The sequence below is a fragment of the Pseudomonas ogarae genome (assembly GCF_014268695.2).
Classification (GTDB): Bacteria; Pseudomonadota; Gammaproteobacteria; order Pseudomonadales; family Pseudomonadaceae; genus Aquipseudomonas; species Aquipseudomonas kilonensis.
In genome coordinates, this window is sequence record NZ_CP077086.1 from 2212600 (window position 1) to 2232457 (window position 19858).

7 protein-coding genes are annotated in these 19858 nt (G+C 64.2%); 5 read left to right on the forward strand and 2 right to left on the reverse strand.

Annotated elements, in window-relative coordinates; genetic code table 11:
* Positions 1-161: 161 nt before the first annotated feature.
* Positions 162-1952, reverse strand: coding sequence for an acyclic terpene utilization AtuA family protein (locus tag HU749_RS09925; protein WP_095963515.1), 1791 nt, complete (start codon positions 1950-1952; stop codon positions 162-164).
* A 180-nt stretch (positions 1953-2132) separates the two neighbouring features.
* On the opposite strand from HU749_RS09925, the gene HU749_RS09930 reads away from it, so the two are divergent.
* The 3 genes from HU749_RS09930 (at position 2133) to HU749_RS09940 (ending at position 4738) form a co-directional block, all read left to right on the forward strand.
* Positions 2133-2759 carry a TetR/AcrR family transcriptional regulator gene (locus HU749_RS09930; RefSeq protein WP_046063788.1) on the forward strand — a complete coding sequence of 209 codons (627 nt, stop codon included), beginning with the start codon at positions 2133-2135 and terminating at the stop codon, positions 2757-2759.
* Between the two features lie 118 nt (positions 2760-2877).
* Positions 2878-3654 (forward strand): substrate-binding periplasmic protein, encoded by a 777-nt coding sequence (locus HU749_RS09935; protein ID WP_186650339.1) that lies wholly within the window; start codon positions 2878-2880, stop codon positions 3652-3654.
* Positions 3655-3724: 70 nt separating this feature from the next.
* Positions 3725-4738 carry a GNAT family N-acetyltransferase gene (locus HU749_RS09940; protein WP_046063789.1) on the forward strand — a complete coding sequence of 338 codons (1014 nt, stop codon included), beginning with the start codon at positions 3725-3727 and terminating at the stop codon, positions 4736-4738.
* Positions 4739-4883: 145 nt separating this feature from the next.
* On the opposite strand, the gene HU749_RS09945 is transcribed toward HU749_RS09940, so the two are convergent.
* Entirely contained in the window at positions 4884-5432 is a 549-nt protein-coding gene (locus HU749_RS09945) for an RNA polymerase factor sigma-70 (protein WP_024619408.1), read from the reverse strand.
* A 269-nt stretch (positions 5433-5701) separates the two neighbouring features.
* Between HU749_RS09945 and HU749_RS09950 the strand changes: the two genes are divergently transcribed.
* Together HU749_RS09950 and HU749_RS09955 are read left to right on the forward strand one after the other, a co-directional pair.
* Entirely contained in the window at positions 5702-18688 is a 12987-nt protein-coding gene (locus tag HU749_RS09950) for a non-ribosomal peptide synthetase (RefSeq protein WP_186650227.1), read from the forward strand.
* Between the two features lie 218 nt (positions 18689-18906).
* Positions 18907-19719 (forward strand): alpha/beta fold hydrolase, encoded by an 813-nt coding sequence (locus HU749_RS09955; RefSeq protein WP_079305595.1) that lies wholly within the window; start codon positions 18907-18909, stop codon positions 19717-19719.
* Positions 19720-19858 lie beyond the last annotated feature (139 nt).

Here is a 19858-nt window from a genome sequence, read left to right on the forward strand (position 1 = left end):
TTAGCGCAAAACCCTGTGGCGAGGGAGCTTGCTCCCGCTCGATTGCGCAGCAATCGCAAAAAGCCAGGGCCGCTGCGCAGCCCAGCGGGAGCAAGCTCCCTCGCCACAGGTTCTGCTGATCGTCATGTTTAATCCACGGGCATTCGCCATGCGACCGTCTCCTAGTTGACCTGATCGGCGATGCTTTGCGGCACCGGAATCTGGATTTCCAGCAACTGCTGGGCGAACGCCTTGCCCTGGGGATCGATGCGCAGGCTGGCGATACCGCCGCCGCCGAGGGCGTTTTCCAGCAGGAAATTCAAACTGTGGGTGCCCGGCAGGTACCAGCGTTCGACCCGACCCAACCGTGGGTCGAGCACGTGGCTCATCCAGTCGACCATCACCTCCGGCATCAGCGCTTCGGCGATCCAGGGCAGGTATTCGGGGTCACGGGCGATCACGCCAATGTTGCTGTGGTTGCCCTTGTCGCCGGAGCGCGCCACCGCCAGTTTGACCAGCGGCACGCTGGCATCGGCCCGGCCCTGGGGTTTGGGCACATCCGGGGCGACCGGCAGATCGACGGTGTGCAGCGGTTCGAAAGTGGGCAGGTGGCAAGGGTGACGCTGGCCGTCGAGTTCTATGTCGAGCCGGCAAGTGGCTTTTTCGATCAGGAACGAGAACAGGCGAATCAACGGCGACACCGTCGGCCGGCCGCCGACCAGACCCGTCAGCCCCGGCGCCATGCCGGTGGCGGCTTGGGCGATCTCCCTGGAAAACAGCACCAGCGGCTGTTTCTCCGGGTGCCGAACCGCCAGCTTGATCACCACCTCACGGCTGTCCCGACGCTGGCCGTGCTGGCCATAAGTGGCTTCGCTGCCCAGTAGTTCGATGTTCACTTCGCTGTAGGGCGCCCAGCCACGTTGGCTGAAAATCTGTGAGGTCTTGGCGATGATCGCCTGGCTGACCCGTTCAGCCTTCGCCACTGCATCAATGCCGGCGATCAGGCAGGTGGCGGTGCAGCGCCAACCGTCCGGCCAGGTGGCGCTGACCTTGTATTGATCGGTGGGCGGCAAGCCCTTGGCGCCGTGGACGTGCACGGCGTGCTTGCCTTGTTGGATCAACCTGACCTGGCTGAAATCACAGATCACGTCCGGCAATAGATAGCCTTGCGGGTCGCCGATTTCGTAGAGCAACTGCTCGCCGACGGTCAATGGCGTGACCAATCCGCCGCTGCCTCCGGTTTTGGTAACCGTGAACTGGCCGTCGGCGCTGACCTCGACGATGGGAAAGCCGATGTGCTCGTAATCCGGCACTTGCTGCCAGTCGGTGAAGTTGCCGCCCGTGCACTGGGCGCCGCACTCGATCAGGTGTCCGGCCAGTGCGGCCTGGGCCAATCGGTCGTAATCGTCCCAGGCCCAGCCGAATTCATGCACCAGGGCGGCGCTGACCACGGCGCTGTCCACCACACGGCCGGTGATCACGACATTGGCCCCCAGGCGCAACGCTTCGACGATACCGGGCGCGCCAAGGTAGGCGTTGATGGACACGCACGCGGGCGGCAGGGGGTCGCCGCTGAACATTTCACGGATGCCCTGGGAGGCGAGCTGTTCGAATTGTGGTTGCAGGTCATCGCCCAACAGCACGGCGATCTTCAACGACACGCCCGCCTGATTACAGGCCGCTTGCAGGGCCTTCGCACAAGCCTGGGGATTGACCCCGCCGGCGTTGCTGATCACGCGCACCCCATCGTCATGCAAACGCTGCAGCAGCGGTGTGAGGACCTCGATGAAGTCCGTGGCGTAGCCGCTCGAAGGGTCCTTCAGGCGCGCCCCGGCCATGATCGACATCGTCACTTCGGCCAGGTAGTCGAATACCAGGTAATCCAGCGCCCCGCCCTCGACCAGTTGCGTCGCCGCAGTACAGGTATCGCCCCAAAAGGCGCTGGCGCAACCGATTCGGATCGTTTTGGGCATGGCGCTCCCTCCGGCAAAGGTGGCTCGAGACTACCAAGCAAGCGCTTGGTCTGTAAACGACCGCTGGTTCTTCTGGCCGAGCGCTTGCTTGGTTGCCTCGGTCAGCTTAAATTGCCCGCGCCACTGATGATTTGGTGTGCAATGCTCGCGCGTGTGTTGATCGACTGTAGGAGAGAATGGGTGGACGAGCAAAAAGCCCTGGGCGTGATGCGTGAGCTGGTCGACAACGGGCAACTGACCGACCCGGACAGTGCTCGCGGCAAACTGCTCCAGACCGCCGCCCACCTGTTTCGCAACAAAGGCTTCGAGCGCACCACGGTGCGCGACCTGGCCAGTGCCGTGGGCATCCAGTCAGGCAGCATCTTTCACCATTTCAAGAGCAAGGACGAAATCCTGCGGGCGGTGATGGAAGAAACCATCCGCTACAACACCGCATTGATGCGCGCCGCCCTGGCCGAGGCCGACAGCGTGCGTGAGCGGGTATTGGCGCTGATCCGCTGCGAATTGCAGTCGATCATGGGCGGCACCGGCGAGGCCATGGCGGTGCTGGTCTATGAATGGCGTTCGCTATCGCAGGAAGGGCAGCGGCACGTGCTGGCCCTGCGTGATATTTATGAAGACTTGTGGCTCGAGGTTCTGGGCCAGGCCAAGGAGGCCGGGTATATTCGCGGTGACGTGTTCATTACCCGGCGGTTCCTCACGGGAGCGTTGTCCTGGACCACCACCTGGTTTCGCGCCGAAGGCAGCCTGAGCCTTGACGAGCTGGCCGAGCAAGCCCTGATCCTGGTGCTTGAAGAAAAACAATAACCGAGCAATGCCTTAAATGACCGTGTGTGGCTGGCTAAGTGACTGAAACCGCCTAGCTTGATTGTTATTGATGGGGACTTTTGGGGAGTGGGTTATCTTGACGTTTTCGCCGATGGGGATGACCTCGCGTCTGCTACTGGCTGCTCTGGCCGTTTTCCTGGTGCTGCCGACCGAGGCTGCGCAACTGGTGCGGATCGGTGCCGCGCATTTTCCGCCTTATACCGTTCGTCCCGAGAACGGCGTCGACACCGGCCTGCTGCCGCAAATGGTGGAGGCCTTGAACCAGGCGCAAACCGACTATCAGTTCGTGCTGGTGCCGACGTCGATCCCGCGCCGCTTCAATGATTTCAAGCAGGGCCGGGTCGACATGGCGATTTTCGAGAACCCCGAGTGGGGCTGGCAAGATGTACCGCACACCTCGGTGGACATGGGCCTGGAGGATGCGGAAGTCTTCGTCGCCCAGCGCCAGCCGGATCGACAGCAAAGTTATTTCACCGACCTCAGGGGCAAGCGCCTGGCCCTGTTCAGTGGTTATCACTACGCCTTTGCCGAGTTCAACGCCGACCCCAAGTTCCTCGCCGGCCAATACAACGCCACGCTGACGTATTCCCATGACAGCAACCTGTTGATGGTGTTGCGCGGGCGCGCGGACATCGCCCTGGTGACCCGTTCGTACCTCAACGATTACGTGTTGCGCAATCCGGACGTCGGCCCGCAATTGCTGGTGTCCGAGCGTATCGATCAGGTTTACCACCATTACGCGCTGATCCGGCCGCAGGCGCCCATTTCCAGTGAGGGGTTTGCCCAGTTGCTGCAAACGCTGCGGGATAACGGTCAGTTGCTGAAGATTTTCCAGCCCTACCAGATCCAGCTGGTGCCCACGCATTCCCATTGAAGGCGACACTAAATTTCCTTCCCCGGCTCACGTCCCACGTTGACTACCGACGAATACGCGAGCCCCTCCCATGTCCAGCCTCAATCACCCGACGACACTGCCCTTGCCCGGCGGCCGTCGCCTCGGCGCCGATGAAACCGAACGCCACCTGAGCCTGATGCTCGAAGGCGCGCCGCTGATCCGGCTGCGCCTTGCGCGCGGTCCCGAGTTGCACGTGCACTTGCAGGAAATCAACGACCGCCCGGTGGGCCCGGCGCTGTGGGCGGCCTGCTATTGGCTGTTTGCTCGCGATCCCGACTGCCAGCGCCTGACCTGGCACCTCGACGAGCGCCCCGGCGAAGCCTTGCTCAGTGGTTTGTTGACGGCCACTGAGCGTGCCGGTGAATACGTTTGCGAGCGCACGATGTTCTGGCAACTGCCGCAGCCTTGGCTGGGAGTGTCGTTCAACGGCAGTTACCCGCAACACATGATCATCACCGATGGCCAGCGCCATCCGCGCCGGCCGACGAAGCCGCGTGGCGAGGTGTACCGGCGTTTCGATGCGCGGCTGGGGGCCTGGGTGTCCTTGCGCACCTTGGAAATCGAGCAGGACCTGGCGCGTTTCAACCGCTGGCAGAACAGCCCGCGGGTGGCGAGTTTCTGGCAGGAGGAGGGCAGCCTGGAACAGCATCGCGAGTACCTGGGCAAGCTGCAGGCCGACCCCCGGGTCTTGACCCTGATCGGCTGTTTCGATGACCAGCCGTTCGCTTACTTCGAAGCCTATTGGGCCAAGGAGGATCGGATCGCGCCGTTCTATGACGCCGGCAACTACGATCGCGGCATCCACATGCTGGTGGGTGAAGAGCAACACCGGGGACCGCACAAGGTGGCCAGTTGGCTGTCGGCGCTGGTGCATTACCTGTTCCTGGACGATCCGCGCACCCAGCGCGTGGTCGCCGAGCCCCGGGCCGACAATGCCCGGATGATCGGGCACCTGCACAACCAGTGCTTTCATTGTGAAAAGGAATTCGATTTCCCCCACAAGCGCGCGGCGCTGATGATCCTGGGGCGTGAGCGGTTTTTTGATCGGTGTGGGTTGATGTAAGGTTTGACATGGGGCAGGTGGTGGTCATCAGGCCGCCATCGCGGGCAAGCCTTGCTCCCACAGGCCCCGGGCTTCATACACTATCTGCCTGCCAGAAAAACCTGTGGGAGCAAGGCTTGCCCGCGATGGGGCCGGAACTGACATATCACCGCCGGGCGAAGGTATCTCCTCGAACCCCCGACACCTTGCGGCAATGCACCAGGGCATCGCGGATCATGAAGTTCACCAGGGTCGGCGAAACGCCCAGCTCCTTGGCGATGTCCTTCTGTGGCACGCCATGCAGGCGGTACATCTCGAAGGCATAGCGGGTGCGGCTGGGCAATTCGGTCAGCGCGTCGGCGATGTGCTCCAGCGTGGAGAAGTTGATATGGGAGGTTTCTGGCGAAGCACCCTGTATCACCACGTTCAACCCTTCCTCTTCCGGCCCCGAGTATTTCTGTTCCAGCGCCTGCTTGCGGTAGTGGTCGATCGCCAGGTTGCGCACGATCTGGAACAGGTAGCTGAGCTGGGCCTTGAACGAGGAGGTGATCTGCGGCGCCGATTGCAGCCGGAAAAACGCGTCCTGCACCACATCTTCCGCGCGGGACCGGCAGCCGGTAATGCGCGCCGCGATCTTGACCAGGATCAATCGGTTGTCCACGAATGCCTGGAGTAACGGTGAGTCGCACCTGCTTGTGGATACTTGTTCCGTCATGGAATTCACCTTGCTGCAAAAAGTTAGCAGGACGTCCGGATGCCGGCCCCGTCCTGCACATCGAGCGCCAAATTAGGCTTAATGATAATGATTGTCAATTGAGAAAAAGAATTATTGCTGTAATAAAGCCCAGCCTCGGCCCTGCGACCCATTGCCGCGGCGCTGGGCTGTCGGCTGCTTCGGTGCGCAGGCTTCGCGACTAATTATTTGCCGCTGCTATCCGTTCCCATGGGTGACAACTTGCAAGCCGAATCCAGGCAGGAAACCCCATGACCGACGCGTTCGAACTCCCCAGCACCCTGGCTCATGCCCTCCAGCGCCGCGCCGCGTTGACGCCGGACCGGGTGGCCCTGCGCTTCCTTGCCGACACCCCGGAGCAGGGGGTGGTGTTGAGTTATCGCGACCTGGACCTGCGCGCCCGGACCATCGCCGCCGCCTTGCAGGCCGAAGCGGAGCTGGGTGATCGCGCCGTGCTGCTGTTCCCCAGCGGCCCGGATTACGTCGCGGCATTCTTTGGCTGCCTCTACGCCGGGGTGATTGCCGTGCCGGCCTATCCGCCGGAGTCTGCCCGCCGCCATCATCAGGAGCGCTTGCTGTCGATCATTGCCGACGCCGAACCGCGCCTGTTGCTCACCAGTAGCGATCTGTGCGAGCCGTTGCGGGCTATCGAATCGGCACCGCCGGTGTTGTGCGTCGATACCCTCGACCTGGCCCGCGCCGGGCAATGGCGGATGCCGACGCTGCAGGACGATGACATTGCCTTCCTGCAATACACCTCCGGCTCCACCGCGCTGCCCAAGGGCGTGCAGGTCAGCCACGGCAACCTGGTGGCCAACGAATTGCTGATCCGTCATGGCTTCGGCATCGACCTGAATCCCGATGACGTCATCGTCAGCTGGCTGCCGCTGTACCACGACATGGGCTTGATTGGCGGCTTGCTGCAGCCGGTGTTCAGCGGCGTCCCCTGCGTATTGATGTCGCCGGCCTACTTCCTGGCCCGGCCCCTGCGTTGGCTTGAAGCGATCAGCGAATACGGCGGCACCATCAGCGGTGGCCCGGACTTCGCCTATCGGCTGTGCAGCGAACGGGTCAGCGACTCGGCCCTGCAGCGTCTCGACCTGAGCGGCTGGCGCGTGGCCTATTCCGGTTCCGAGCCGATCCGCCTCGACACGCTGGAGCGGTTTGCCGAGAAGTTCGCCCCGTGCGGCTTCACGCCGGACAATTTCATGGCCTCCTACGGCCTGGCCGAAGCGACCCTATTCGTCGCCGGCACGCCACGCCGTCACGGCATTCCTTCGCTGCGGGTGGATGATGCGGCACTGGCGCAAAACCGAGCCGAGCCGGGGCAGGGCAGTGCGGTGATGAGTTGCGGTGTCAGTCAGCCTGGGCACGCGGTGCTGGTCGTCGAGCCCGCTACGGTGCAGCCGTTGGCCGACAATCAGGTCGGTGAAGTCTGGGCTGCTGGCCCGAGCATCGCCCTGGGTTACTGGCGCAACCCTGAAGCCAGCGCCAAGACCTTTGTCCAGCACGATGGCCGGACCTGGCTGCGTACTGGTGACCTGGGTTTCCTGCGCGACGGCGAGCTGTTCATCACCGGTCGCCTGAAAGACTTGCTGATCGTGCGCGGGCATAACCTCTATCCCCAGGACATCGAGCAAACCATCGAGCGTGAAGTGGAGGTGGTGCGCAAGGGCCGCGTGGCCGCGTTCGCGGTCAACGATAACGGCGAGGAAGGCATCGGCATCGCTGCGGAAATCAGCCGCAGCGTGCAGAAAATCCTGCCGTCCGAAGCCTTGATCAAAGCCATTCGCCAGGCCGTGGCCGAGGCCTGCCAGCAAGCCCCGAGCGTGGTGGTGCTGCTCAATCCCGGCGCGTTGCCCAAGACCTCCAGCGGCAAGTTGCAGCGCTCGGCGTGCCGCAGTCGATTGGCCGACGGCAGCTTGGACAGTTATGCGCAGTTCCCATCAGCCGAGGCAGAAGTCGCTGACGAGTCTGTGCCGTCCTCCGAGCTGCAAACACTCATCGGCCAAATCTGGCGGGAGCAGTTGCAGGTCGAACACGTCCAGGCTGACGATCACTTCTTCCTGCTGGGCGGTAATTCCATCGCCGCCACCCAGGTGATCGCACGGCTACGGGAAAGCCTGGGGCTGGAGTTGAACCTGCGCCTGCTGTTCGAAGCCCCGACCCTGGCCGCGTTTGCCGCAGCGGTGGCGAACCAGCAACAGGACGGCGGCCAGCCTCAAGGCGCGATCAGCGCATTGTCGCGCGACGATGCGTTGCCGCAATCCCTGGCCCAGAACCGTTTGTGGATCACCTGGCAGCTCGACCCGGCGAGCCATGCCTACAATATTCCCGGCGCCTTGCACCTGCGCGGCGAGCTGGACGAAGACGCGCTGCGCGCCAGTTTCCAGCAACTGATCGAACGCCATGAGTCCCTGCGCACGCGGTTCCTGGAGCGGGATGGCGTGGCCCTGCAACAGATTGATCCGGCCGGTGAATTCAAGCTGCGTGTCATCGATCTCGGCGACCTGCCTGCCGACTCGCGCGAAGCCCGGGCGCGGCAGGTTCGAGAAGACGAAGCGGCCACGCCGTTCGATCTGGAGAAGGGGCCGCTGCTGCGGGTCAGCCTGTTGCGTCTCGACGAGGATGACCATCAGCTGCTAGTGACACTGCACCACATCATCGCCGACGGCTGGTCGATGAATGTATTGATCGAAGAGTTCTCCCGGGTGTACGCCGCAGCCTCCCAAGGCCAGGTCGCCGGTCTGGCGCCGTTGCCCTTGCAATACGCCGACTACGGCAGTTGGCAGCGCCAGTGGCTCGCCCAGGGTGAGGCCGAGCGCCAACTGAGCTACTGGAAGCAGCAACTGGGCGCGGAACATTCGGCTCTGGTGCTGGGCACGGATCACCCGCGCAGCGCTCAACGCCAGCGCAGTGCCACGCGGCATAGCCTGCGCCTGGACAAGGGGCTCGGCGAGGCCCTGCGCCACGTGGCCCAGGCCCATGACGCGACGCCGTTCATGCTGTTGCTGGCAGCTTTCCAGGCGCTTTTGCAGCGTTACACCGGCCAATCCGACCTCCGCATCGGCGTGCCCAACGCCAACCGTCCGCGCCTGGAAACCCAGGGACTGATCGGCTTCTTTATCAACACCCAGGTGCTGCGCGGGCAGGTCGATTCACGTCAGCCATTCGCTGCGCTGCTGGCCCAGGCCCGGGAAGCCACGCTCGGTGCCCAGGCCCATCAGGACCTGCCGTTCGAACAACTGCTCGAAGCGTTTCCCGAGGCGCGTGAGCAAGGCCTGTTCCAGGTGATGTTCAACCACCAGCAGCGTGACTTGAGCGCCTTGCGGCGCCTGCCGGGGTTGCTGGCCGAGGCGTTGCCGTGGCACAGCCGCGAAGCCAAGTTCGACCTGCAACTGCACAGCGAAGAAGATCGCAACGGCCGTTTGACGCTGTCGTTCGACTACGCCGACGAACTGTTCGAGGCGGCGACCATTGAGCGGCTGGCAGCGCATTACTGCAACCTGTTGCGGGCGGTCTGTACCGATCCGCAACAAGCCATCGGCGATGTGCCGTTATTGGGCGCCGATGAGCACAGCCAACAGCAGCAATGGAGCGCAGCCCCGTGCGAGCCGGCCAGCCAATGGCTACCGGAGCTGTTGAACGAACAGGCCCGCGGCACGCCGCAACGCACTGCGTTGCGCTGGGACGGTGGTCAACTCGATTATGCCGAGCTGCACACCCAGGCCAATCGCCTGGCCCATTACCTGCGGGACAAGGGCGTTGGCCCGGACGTATGCGTGGCGATTGCCGCCGAGCGTTCGCCGCAGTTGCTCATCGGTGTGCTGGCCATCATCAAGGCCGGCGGTGCCTATGTGCCGCTGGATGCGGACTACCCGGCCGAACGCCTGGCCTACATGCTCCACGACAGTGGCGTCGATCTGCTGCTGACTCAAACCGCGCTGCTCGAACGTTTGCCGGCGTGCGACGGCGTCAGTGTCATCGCCATGGACGCCCTGCACCTGGAGCAATGGCCAAGCAATCCACCGGGCCTGCACCTGCACGGCGAACACCTGGCCTACGTGATCTACACATCTGGCTCCACCGGCCAGCCCAAAGGCGTCGGCAATACTCACGCGGCCCTGGCCGAGCGCCTGCAATGGATGCAAGCGACCTATGGGCTGGATGCCAGCGATGTGCTGATGCAAAAAGCACCGATCAGTTTCGACGTGTCGGTCTGGGAGTGCTTCTGGCCGCTGATCACCGGCAGCCAACTGGTACTGGCTGGCCCCGGAGAGCACCGTGACCCGCACCGCATCGCCCAGTTGGTGCAGCAGTTTGGCGTGACCACGCTGCACTTCGTGCCGCCGTTGCTCAGCCTGTTTGTCGATGAGCCGCTCAGCGCCCGCTGCAGCAGCCTGCGCCGGCTGTTCTCCGGTGGCGAAGCCTTGCCCGCCGAACTGCGCAACCGGGTGTTGGCGCAACTGCCGGCGGTGCAATTGCACAACCGCTACGGCCCGACTGAAACCGCGATCAACGTCACCCATTGGCATTGCACCGAGGCCGATGGCGAGCGCTCGCCGATCGGCCGTCCCCTGGGCAACGTCCTGTGCCGGGTACTCGACAGCGAGCTCAATCCCGTGCCGGCCGGTGTGCCGGGCGAGCTGTGCATCGGCGGCCTGGGCCTGGCCCGGGGTTACCTCGGCCGCCCGGGCCTGAGCGCCGAGCGCTTCGTCGCCGACCCATTGGGGCCGGCCGGTGCGCGGTTATACCGCACCGGCGACTGCGCGCGTTGGAACGCTGACGGCGTGATCGAATACCTCGGCCGCCTCGACCAGCAGGTCAAGCTGCGCGGTTTCCGGATCGAGCCGCAGGAAATCGAAGCGCGCCTGCTGGCCCAGGACGGCGTCGCCCAAGTGGCGGTGCTGGTGCGCGACACCTCGGCCGGCCCGCAGTTGATCGGCTATTACACCGCCCCGGATGTCGCTCAGGACCAGGACGAGTTGAACATTCGACTCAAAACCGCCCTGGCCGCCGAGCTGCCCGACTACATGGTGCCCACCCAACTGCTGCGCCTGGACACCATGCCCCTGGGCCCGAGCGGCAAGCTCGACCGCCGCGCCTTGCCCGAACCGCAGTGGCAGGTGCGCGAGCACGTCGAGCCGGCCAGCGCCCTGGAGCAGCAAATCGCTGGCATCTGGCGCGACGTGCTGGGCCTTGCGCGCATCGGCCTGCGGGACGATTTCTTTGCCCTCGGCGGCCATTCGCTGCTGGCGACCCAGATCATTTCCCGCACCCGCCAAACCTGTGACGTCGAACTGCCGCTGCGCACTTTGTTCGAAGCCAGTGAACTGGGCGCCTTCGCCGAACAAGTGCGCTTGATCCAGGCCAGCGGCCAGACCAACCGCCAGCCGCCCATCGAGAAGGTCGACCGCAGCCAACCAGTGCCGCTGTCCTATTCCCAGCAGCGCATGTGGTTTCTCTGGCAGATGGAGCCGGACAGCCCGGCCTACAACGTCGGTGGCATGGCGCGCTTGCGCGGGGTGCTGGATGTCGGGCGCTTCGAGGCGGCCTTGCAGGCGTTGATCCTGCTCCACGAAACCCTGCGCACCACGTTCCCGAGCGTCGACGGCGTCGCCCGTCAGCAGGTGCACGGCGAGACGGGCCTGCGCATGGGCTGGAAGGACTTTTCGCTGCTGGCCGCCGACATTCGCCAGCAGCGGGTGCAACAACTGGCCGACAGTGAGGCCCACCAGCCTTTCGACCTGGAAACCGGGCCGCTGCTGCGGGCTTGTCTGGTCAAGACCGCCGAGCATGAGCATTACTTCGTGCTGACGCTGCACCACATCGTCACCGAAGGCTGGGCGATGGACATTTTCGCCCGTGAATTGAGTGCGCTGTACGAAGCCTTTATAGACGACCGTGAATCCCCGCTGGAACCGTTGCCGGTGCAGTACCTGGACTACAGCGTCTGGCAGCGTCAGTGGCTGGAGTCCGGCGAGCGTCAGCGACAACTCGACTATTGGACCGCGCAACTGGGCCGCGAACACCCGCTGCTGGAGCTGCCCGGTGACCGTCCGCGTCCATCGGTGCAAAGCCATCGCGGCGAACTGTTTCGTTTCGATCTCAGCGATGAATTGGCGGCGCGGGTCCGCGCCTTCAACGCACAACAGGGCCTGACCCTGTTCATGACCATGACCGCCGCCCTGGCCGTGTTGCTCTATCGCTACAGCGGCCAGACCGACCTGCGCATCGGCGCGCCGGTGGCCAACCGTATCCGCCCGGAAAGCGAAGGGCTGATCGGGGCGTTCCTCAACACCCAGGTGTTGCGTTGTCAGCTCGACGGGCAGATGTCGGTGGGCGAACTGTTCGAGCAGGTGCGCCACACCGTCATCGAAGGCCAGTCCCATCAGGATTTACCGTTCGATCATCTGGTGGAAGCCCTGCAACCACCGCGCAGTGCGGCCTACAACCCACTGTTCCAGGTGATGTGCAACGTGCAGCGCTGGGAATTCCAGCAGAGCCGCACGCTGGCCGGCATGAGCGTCGAATACCTGGTCAACGACGCCCGGGCCACCAAGTTCGACCTCAACCTGGAAGTCACCGACCTGGATCAGCGCCTGGGTTGCTGCCTGACCTATAGCACCGACCTGTTCGACGAACCGCGCATCGCGCGCATGGCCGGGCACTGGCGCAATCTGCTGGAAGCGTTGCTGGTCGATCCGGCCCGACGCCTGAGCGAACTGCCGTTGTTGGACACCCACGAGCAGCAACAGCTGCTCGACAGCCTGGGCGTCGAGCCCGGTGATCATCGCCTGGACCAATGCATCCACACACTGTTCGACGAACAGGCCCGGGCGCGTCCCGACGCACCGGCGCTGACTTTCGCCGGGCAGACCCTGACGTATGCGCAACTGGACAGCGGCGCCAATCGCCTGGCCTGGATGTTGCGCGAGCGAGGCGTCGGGCCGCAGGTGCGGGTGGGCCTGGCCCTGGAGCGTTCGCTGGAAATGGTCATCGGCCTGCTGGCGATCCTCAAGGCCGGCGGCGCCTACGTGCCGCTGGACCCGGAATACCCGCTGGACCGCTTGAGCTACATGATCGAGGACAGCGGCGTCAGTCTGCTGCTCAGTGACCGGGCGATGTTCCAGGCCCTCGGTGCGTTACCCGAGGGCGTGGGCTGCTGGTGCCTGGAAGATGATTCGGCGGCCCTGGCCCAATACCCGGATCAGCCGCCGCCGCTGATCAACCTGCCGCAACACCAGGCGTACCTGATCTACACCTCCGGCTCCACCGGCAAGCCCAAGGGCGTGGTGGTGTCCCACGGGGAAATCGCCATGCATTGCCAGGCAGTGATCCAGCGTTTCGGCATGCGCCCGGACGATTGCGAGCTGCATTTCTATTCCATCAACTTCGATGCGGCCACCGAACGTCTGCTGGTGCCGTTGCTCAGTGGCGCCCACGTGGTGCTGCGGGCCCAGGGCCAATGGGACGCCGAGGAAATCTGCGGGCTGATTCGCCAGCATCGCATCAATATTCTTGGCTTCACCCCCAGCTATGGCAGCCAGTTGGCGCAGTGGCTGGCGACTCAGGGCCAGACCTTGCCGGTGCGCATGTGCATCACCGGCGGCGAGGCCCTGACGGGCGAGCATTTGCAGCGCATTCGCGCGGCGTTCAGCCCGAGCCTGTTCTTCAACGCCTATGGCCCGACCGAAACCGTGGTCATGCCGTTGGCGAGCCTGGCTCCGGAGCGATTGGAAGAGGGCGTGGCCAGTGTGCCGATTGGCAGCGTGATTGGCGCCCGCGTGGCGTACATTCTCGACGCCGACCTGGCGTTGGTGCCGCAAGGCGCCACGGGTGAGTTGTATGTGGGCGGCGCCGGTCTGGCCCAGGGTTATCACCAGCGTCCGGGCATGACCGCCGAGCGTTTCGTCGCCGACCCGTTCGCCACCGAGGGTGGACGCCTCTATCGCACCGGCGACCTGGTGCGCCAGCGTGCCGACGGTCTGGTTGAGTATCTGGGACGGATCGACCATCAGGTGAAAATCCGTGGTTTCCGCATTGAACTGGGGGAAATCGAAACCCGTCTGCTGGAACATGAGGCGGTGCGCGAGGCCGTGGTATTGGCCCTCGACACGCCTGGGGGCAAGCAACTGGCGGGTTACCTGGTGACCGCTGTCGCCGAACAGGACGCCGAACAACAAACGGCCCTGCGCGACGCGCTGAAAAATCACCTCAAGGCCCAGCTGCCGGACTACATGGTGCCCACACATCTGATCCTGCTGACGAACATGCCGCTGACCGCCAACGGCAAGCTCGACCGCCGCGCCTTGCCGATGCCCGATCCTGAACTCAACCGCCAACACTACGTGGCGCCGAGCAATGCTCTGGAGCAGACCCTGGCGGCGATCTGGTGCGACGTGCTGAACGTGGCGCAGGTAGGCCTCAACGATAACTTCTTCGAGCTGGGCGGCGACTCGATCCTGTCCATCCAGGTGGTCAGTCGCGCCCGGCAGCAGGGCATTCATTTCACGCCCCGGGACTTGTTCCAGCACCAGACCGTACAGACCTTGGCTGCCGTTGCCACGCGTAGCCAGCAGGTGCTTGCCGAGCAGGGCCTGTTGCAGGGTGAGTCCGGGCTGACGCCGATCCAGCACTGGTTCTTCGAGCGCCAGATCCCCAACCAGCACCACTGGAACCAGGCGCTGGTGCTGGCGCCGACCACGGTCCTGGCGCCGCAACCGCTGGAACAGGCACTGCGCAGCGTCTTCCAGCACCACGATGCCTTGCGCCTGGGCTTCGACGAAAGCACCGGGCACTGGCGGGCCGAGCACCAGCCGTTGTCTGACGCGGCGCTGTTGCAGCACGTGTCCGTGGACACCGCGCAGGATTGCGAAGCGTTGTTTGCCGAGACGCAGAGCCGTTTCAATCTATCAACCGGGCCATTGCTGCGCGCAGTGCTGGCGCAGTTACCCGATGGCCGGCAACGGTTGCTGATCGTCATCCATCACCTGGTGGTCGACGGTGTGTCGTGGCGGGTGCTGATGGACGATTTGCAAACCGTCTACCGCCAGCTCACCACTGGGCAGGAGGTACAACTGCCGGCCAAGACCAGCCCATTGCGGGACTGGGCCGCGCGCTTGCAGGCTTACGCCGGCAGCGAATCCCTGCGCGAAGAACTGCAGTGGTGGCAAGCGCAGTTGAGTGGCGCGCAGGTGCAACTACCGTGCGCGAATCCCGAGGGCGGGCTGCAGGAGCGTCACGCGCAAACCGTCAGCGTGCGCCTGGACGCTGAGCGCACCCTGCAACTGTTGCAACAGGCGCCGAGCGCCTATCGCACCCAGGTCAACGACCTGCTGCTGACCGCGCTGGCCCGGGTACTGTGCCGTTGGAGCGGCCATGCCTCGGCCCTGGTCCAGCTTGAAGGCCACGGCCGCGAAGCGCTGTTCGACGACATCGACCTGACCCGCACCTTCGGCTGGTTCACCAGCGTCTATCCCGTGCGCCTGAGCCCAGTGGCCGAAGGCTTCGGTGCGTCGATCAAGGCGATCAAGGAACAACTGCGCGCGGTGCCCCACAAAGGCCTCGGCCATGGCGTATTGCGCTACCTGGCGGACGCGGCGACTCGCCAGACGATGGCCAACCTGCCGCACGCGGCGATCACCTTCAACTACCTGGGCCAACTCGACCAGACCCTGGGTCATGATGCGCTGTTCCAGGCGCTGGATGCGCCGTTGGGGGCGATCCACGATCTCGATGCGCCGCTGCCCAATGAGCTGAGTGTCGACAGCCAGGTCAGCGGTGGCGAGTTGGTGCTGCGCTGGACGTTCAGCCGCGAACGTCATGATCGTCAGGCTATCGCCACCCTGGCCGAGGCCTACCTCGATGAATTGCAACGCCTGATCGAGCACTGCCTGACGGACGAGGCGGGCGGCTTGACGCCATCGGACTTCCCCCTGGCGAAGCTGACCCAGGGTCAACTCGACAGCCTGCCGGTGCCGGCCGGGCAGATCGAAGACGTCTACCCGCTGACGCCGATGCAGGAAGGCATGCTGTTGCACACCTTGCTGGAACCGGGCACAGGCCTGTACTACATGCAGGATCGCTATCGCATCAACAGCGAACTGGACCCGCAGCGTTTTGCCCAGGCCTGGCAAGCGGTCATCGCCCGCCACGAAGCCTTGCGCGCGTCGTTCTGCTGGAACGTCGGCGAAGACATGCTGCAAATCATCCACAAACCCGGCAGCACCCCGGTGGATTACCTCGACTGGTCCGAGGTGCCCGAAGACGCCCAGGAAACCAAGCTCCAGGCGCTGCTCAAGAACGAGCGCGAGGCCGGTTTCGATCTGTTGAACCAGGCGCCGTTTCACCTGCGACTGATTCGGGTCGGCGCGGCACGCTACTGGTTCATGATGAGTAACCACCACATCCTCATCGATGCGTGGTGCCGTTCGCTGCTGATGGACGACTTCTTCGAGATCTACACCGCCCTGGGTGAAAACCGCGAACCGCAGTTGGCCGTGCCACCGCGTTATCGCGACTACATCGGCTGGCTGCAGCACCAGAGCCTGGCCGAAGCCCGCCAGTGGTGGCAGCGCAACCTGCAAGGCTTCGAGCGGACCACGCCGATCCCGGGCGACCGGCCATTCCTGCGCGAGCACGCCGGTGACAGCGGCGGCATGATCGTCGGCGACTGCTACACCCGTCTCGATGCCCGGGACGGTGCACGGCTGCGGGAATTGGCCCAGGCCCATCAACTGACGGTCAACACCTTCGCCCAGGCGGCGTGGGCCCTGGTGCTGCGGCGGGTCAGCGGCGACCGCGACGTGCTGTTCGGCGTCACCGTGGCCGGGCGCCCGGTGGAGCTGCCGCAGATGCAACGCACCGTGGGGCTGTTCATCAACAGCATCGCCTTGCGCGTGCAGATGCCTGAGGACCATCAGCGTTGCAGCGTGCGCCAGTGGCTCAGCGATTTGCTGGACAGCAACATGCAACTGCGCGAGTACGAATACCTGCCGCTGGTGAGCATCCAGGAGGTCAGCGAACTGCCCAAGGGCCAGCCGCTGTTCGACAGTTTGTTCGTGTTCGAGAACGCGCCGGTGGAGGTCTCGGTGCTGGACCGCGCCCAAAGCCTCAACGCCACTTCGGATTCGGGCCGGACCCACACCAACTTCCCGCTGACGGCGGTCTGCTACCCGGGGGATGACCTGGGACTGCACCTTTCGTACGACCAGCGCTACTTCGATGAAAGCACCGTCCAGGGTCTGCTAGGCGAGTTCAAACGGTTGCTGCTGGCGTTGATGGAGGGCTTGCACGGTGACATGAGCGAGCTGCCGCTGATCGGTGCCGAAGAACAGGACTTCCTCATCGAGGGCTGCAACCAGAGCGAGCATGCCTATCCGCTGGAGCAGAGCTACGCTGAGTTGTTCGAGGCGCGGGTCGCGACCCATCCCCATCGCCCTGCGGTCAGTTGCCTGGACGCGAGCTACAGCTACGCCGAGTTGAATGCGCGCAGCAACCGCCTCGGCCACGCCCTGATCGCGTCCGGTGTCGGCCTGGATCAGCCAGTGGCGCTGCTGGCCGAACGGGATGCCGAGTTGCTGGGCATGATCATCGGCAGCTTCAAGGCCGGTGCCGGCTATCTGCCGCTGGATCCCGGCCTGCCGAGCCAGCGCCTGAGCCGCATCATCGAATTGAGCCGCACGCCGTTGCTGGTTTGCACCCAGGCCTGCGAGGCTCAGGCGCAGGCGTTGCTGGATGAATTCGCCTGTTCCGGGCGGCCAAAGTTGCTGGTGTGGGAAACCGTCCAGGCCAGCGCTCTTTCGCTGGAAAACCCAGGGGTCTACAGCGGGCCGGATAACCTCGCCTACGTGATCTACACCTCCGGCTCCACCGGCCTGCCCAAAGGCGTGATGGTGGAGCAGCGAGGCATGCTCAATAACCAACTGAGCAAAGTGCCGTACCTGGCGCTGAGCGAGGCGGATGTGATCGCCCAGACGGCTTCCCAAAGCTTTGATATTTCGGTCTGGCAGTTCCTGGCCGCGCCGTTGTTCGGTGCCCGGGTCGACATCGTGCCCAACGCCATTGCCCACGACCCGCAAGGGCTGCTGGAGCATGTACAGCAGCAGGGCATTAGCGTGCTGGAAAGCGTGCCGTCGCTGATCCAGGGCATGCTTGCCCAGGAACGCATCGGTCTGGACGGCTTGCGCTGGATGCTGCCCACCGGCGAAGCGATGCCGCCGGAACTGGCGCACCAGTGGTTGTTGCGTTACCCGGACATTGGCCTGGTCAACGCCTACGGTCCTGCGGAATGCTCGGATGACGTGGCGTTTTTCCAGGTCGACAAGGGGTCGACCCGCGGCGCTTACCTGCCGATTGGCACGCCCACCGACAACAACCGTCTGTACCTGCTCGACGGCGCGCTGGACCTGGTGCCGCTGGGCGCGGTGGGTGAGTTGTGCGTGGCGGGCACCGGGGTCGGGCGTGGTTATGTCAGCGATCCGTTGCGCACCGCCCCGGTCTTTGTGCCGAACCCGTTCGGCGCGCCGGGGGAGCGGCTGTACCGTACCGGCGACCTGGCGCGGCGGCGCAGCGATGGAGTGTTGGAGTACGTCGGGCGCATCGACCATCAGGTGAAGATCCGCGGCTACCGCATCGAACTGGGGGAAATCGAAGCACGCTTGCATGAACAGCCGGAAGTGCGCGATGGGGCGGTGGGTGTGCAGGAGGGCGCCAATGGCAAGCATCTGGTCGGCTACCTCGTGGCCACCGACTCGGCGCTCAAACCCGCCGAGCGCCTGGAGCGCATCAAGCAGCGCCTGCGGGCCGAACTGCCGGAATACATGGTGCCGCTGCACTGGCTGTGGCTCGAGCGCCTGCCTCTCAACGCCAACGGCAAGCTCGACCGCAAGGCCTTGCCGGCCCTGGAGATCGGCCAGTTGCAAAGCCAGGACTACCAGGCTCCCGGCAATGAGCTGGAACAGACCCTGGCAGACATCTGGGCCCAGGTGCTGAAAGTCGAGCGGGTGGGGGTGCGGGACAACTTCTTCGAACTGGGCGGGCATTCCTTGCTGGCGACGCAAATCGCCTCACGGGTGCAAAAGGCCCTGCAACGCAACGTGCCGCTGCGGGCGATGTTCGAATGCAGCACGGTGCAGGAACTGGCCGACTACATCGATGGGCTGGCGGCCAGCGAGATCACTGAGGAGAAAGTGGATCGGTTGAATGATTTGATGGCGGAGTTGGAAGGAATGTAGTTTTGCGGCGTCTATAAGGACCCCTTCGCGGGCAAGCCTTGCTCCCACAGGGATCGGCTGCGAGCAGATTATCTGTGTTCGAGCTTCTCAACCCTGTGGGAGCAAGGCTTGCCCGCGATGGCGTCAGCCCTGACATCGCTAAGCCCAAGGTTGACGCCTAGCGCTTCGCGGCTCAGTCTCCCAAGGCTTTTTTCCAGACTCAAACAAGGAGGTCACCCATGCCCTTTGCAACGATCGACGGACAACCGCTTCACTACCTGGACCAAGGCCAGGGCCCGGTGGTGCTGCTGGGCAGCAGCTATCTGTGGGACCACACCATGTGGGCGCCGCAGATCGAGGTGTTGTCCCGGCATTATCGGGTCATCGCCCTGGACTTGTGGGGCCACGGCCAGTCCGGGCGTTTGCCTGAGGGCATGACCTCCCTGGACGACCTGGCTCGCCAGGCATTGGCATTGATGGATCATCTGGACATCGACTGCTTCAACCTGGTCGGGCTTTCGGTGGGCGGGATGTGGGGCGCTCGGTTGGCGCTGGCGGCGCCTGAGCGCGTGCAATCGCTGGTGTTGATGGACACCTACGTCGGCGTCGAGCCGGAACCGACTCGCCAGTACTACTTCTCGTTGTTCGACAAGATCGAGGCCAGCGGCAGCATTCCCGAACCCTTGCTGGACATCGTCGTGCCGATTTTCTTCCGGCCGGGTATCGACCCGCAGTCGGCGCTCTATCAGCAGTTGCGCGCCACATTGGCCGCGCTGCCGACCGACCGCCTGCGCGACAGTATCGTACCGCTGGGGCGGATCATTTTCGGTCGGGACGACATCCTGCCGCGCCTGCATGAACTGGACGCCAAGCGCACGACGGTGATGTTTGGCGACCAGGACAAACCGCGGCCGCCGTCCGAGTCGCTGGAAATGGCCGAGTTGATCGGTTGCCCCCATGTGTCGATTCCGGAGGCGGGGCATATTTCCAATCTGGAGAATCCGGAATTCGTGACCGGGGCGTTGCTGGAGTTCCTGACGCGCAAGCACTGAAATTGTGGCGAGGGGATTTATCCCCGCTGGGCTGCGAAGCAGCCCTGAAACCTGACACCTCGGTGAACCTGACAAACCAAGTCGACAGCATTGGGGCCGCTTCGCGCCCCAGCGGGGATAAATCCCCTCGCCACAGGTG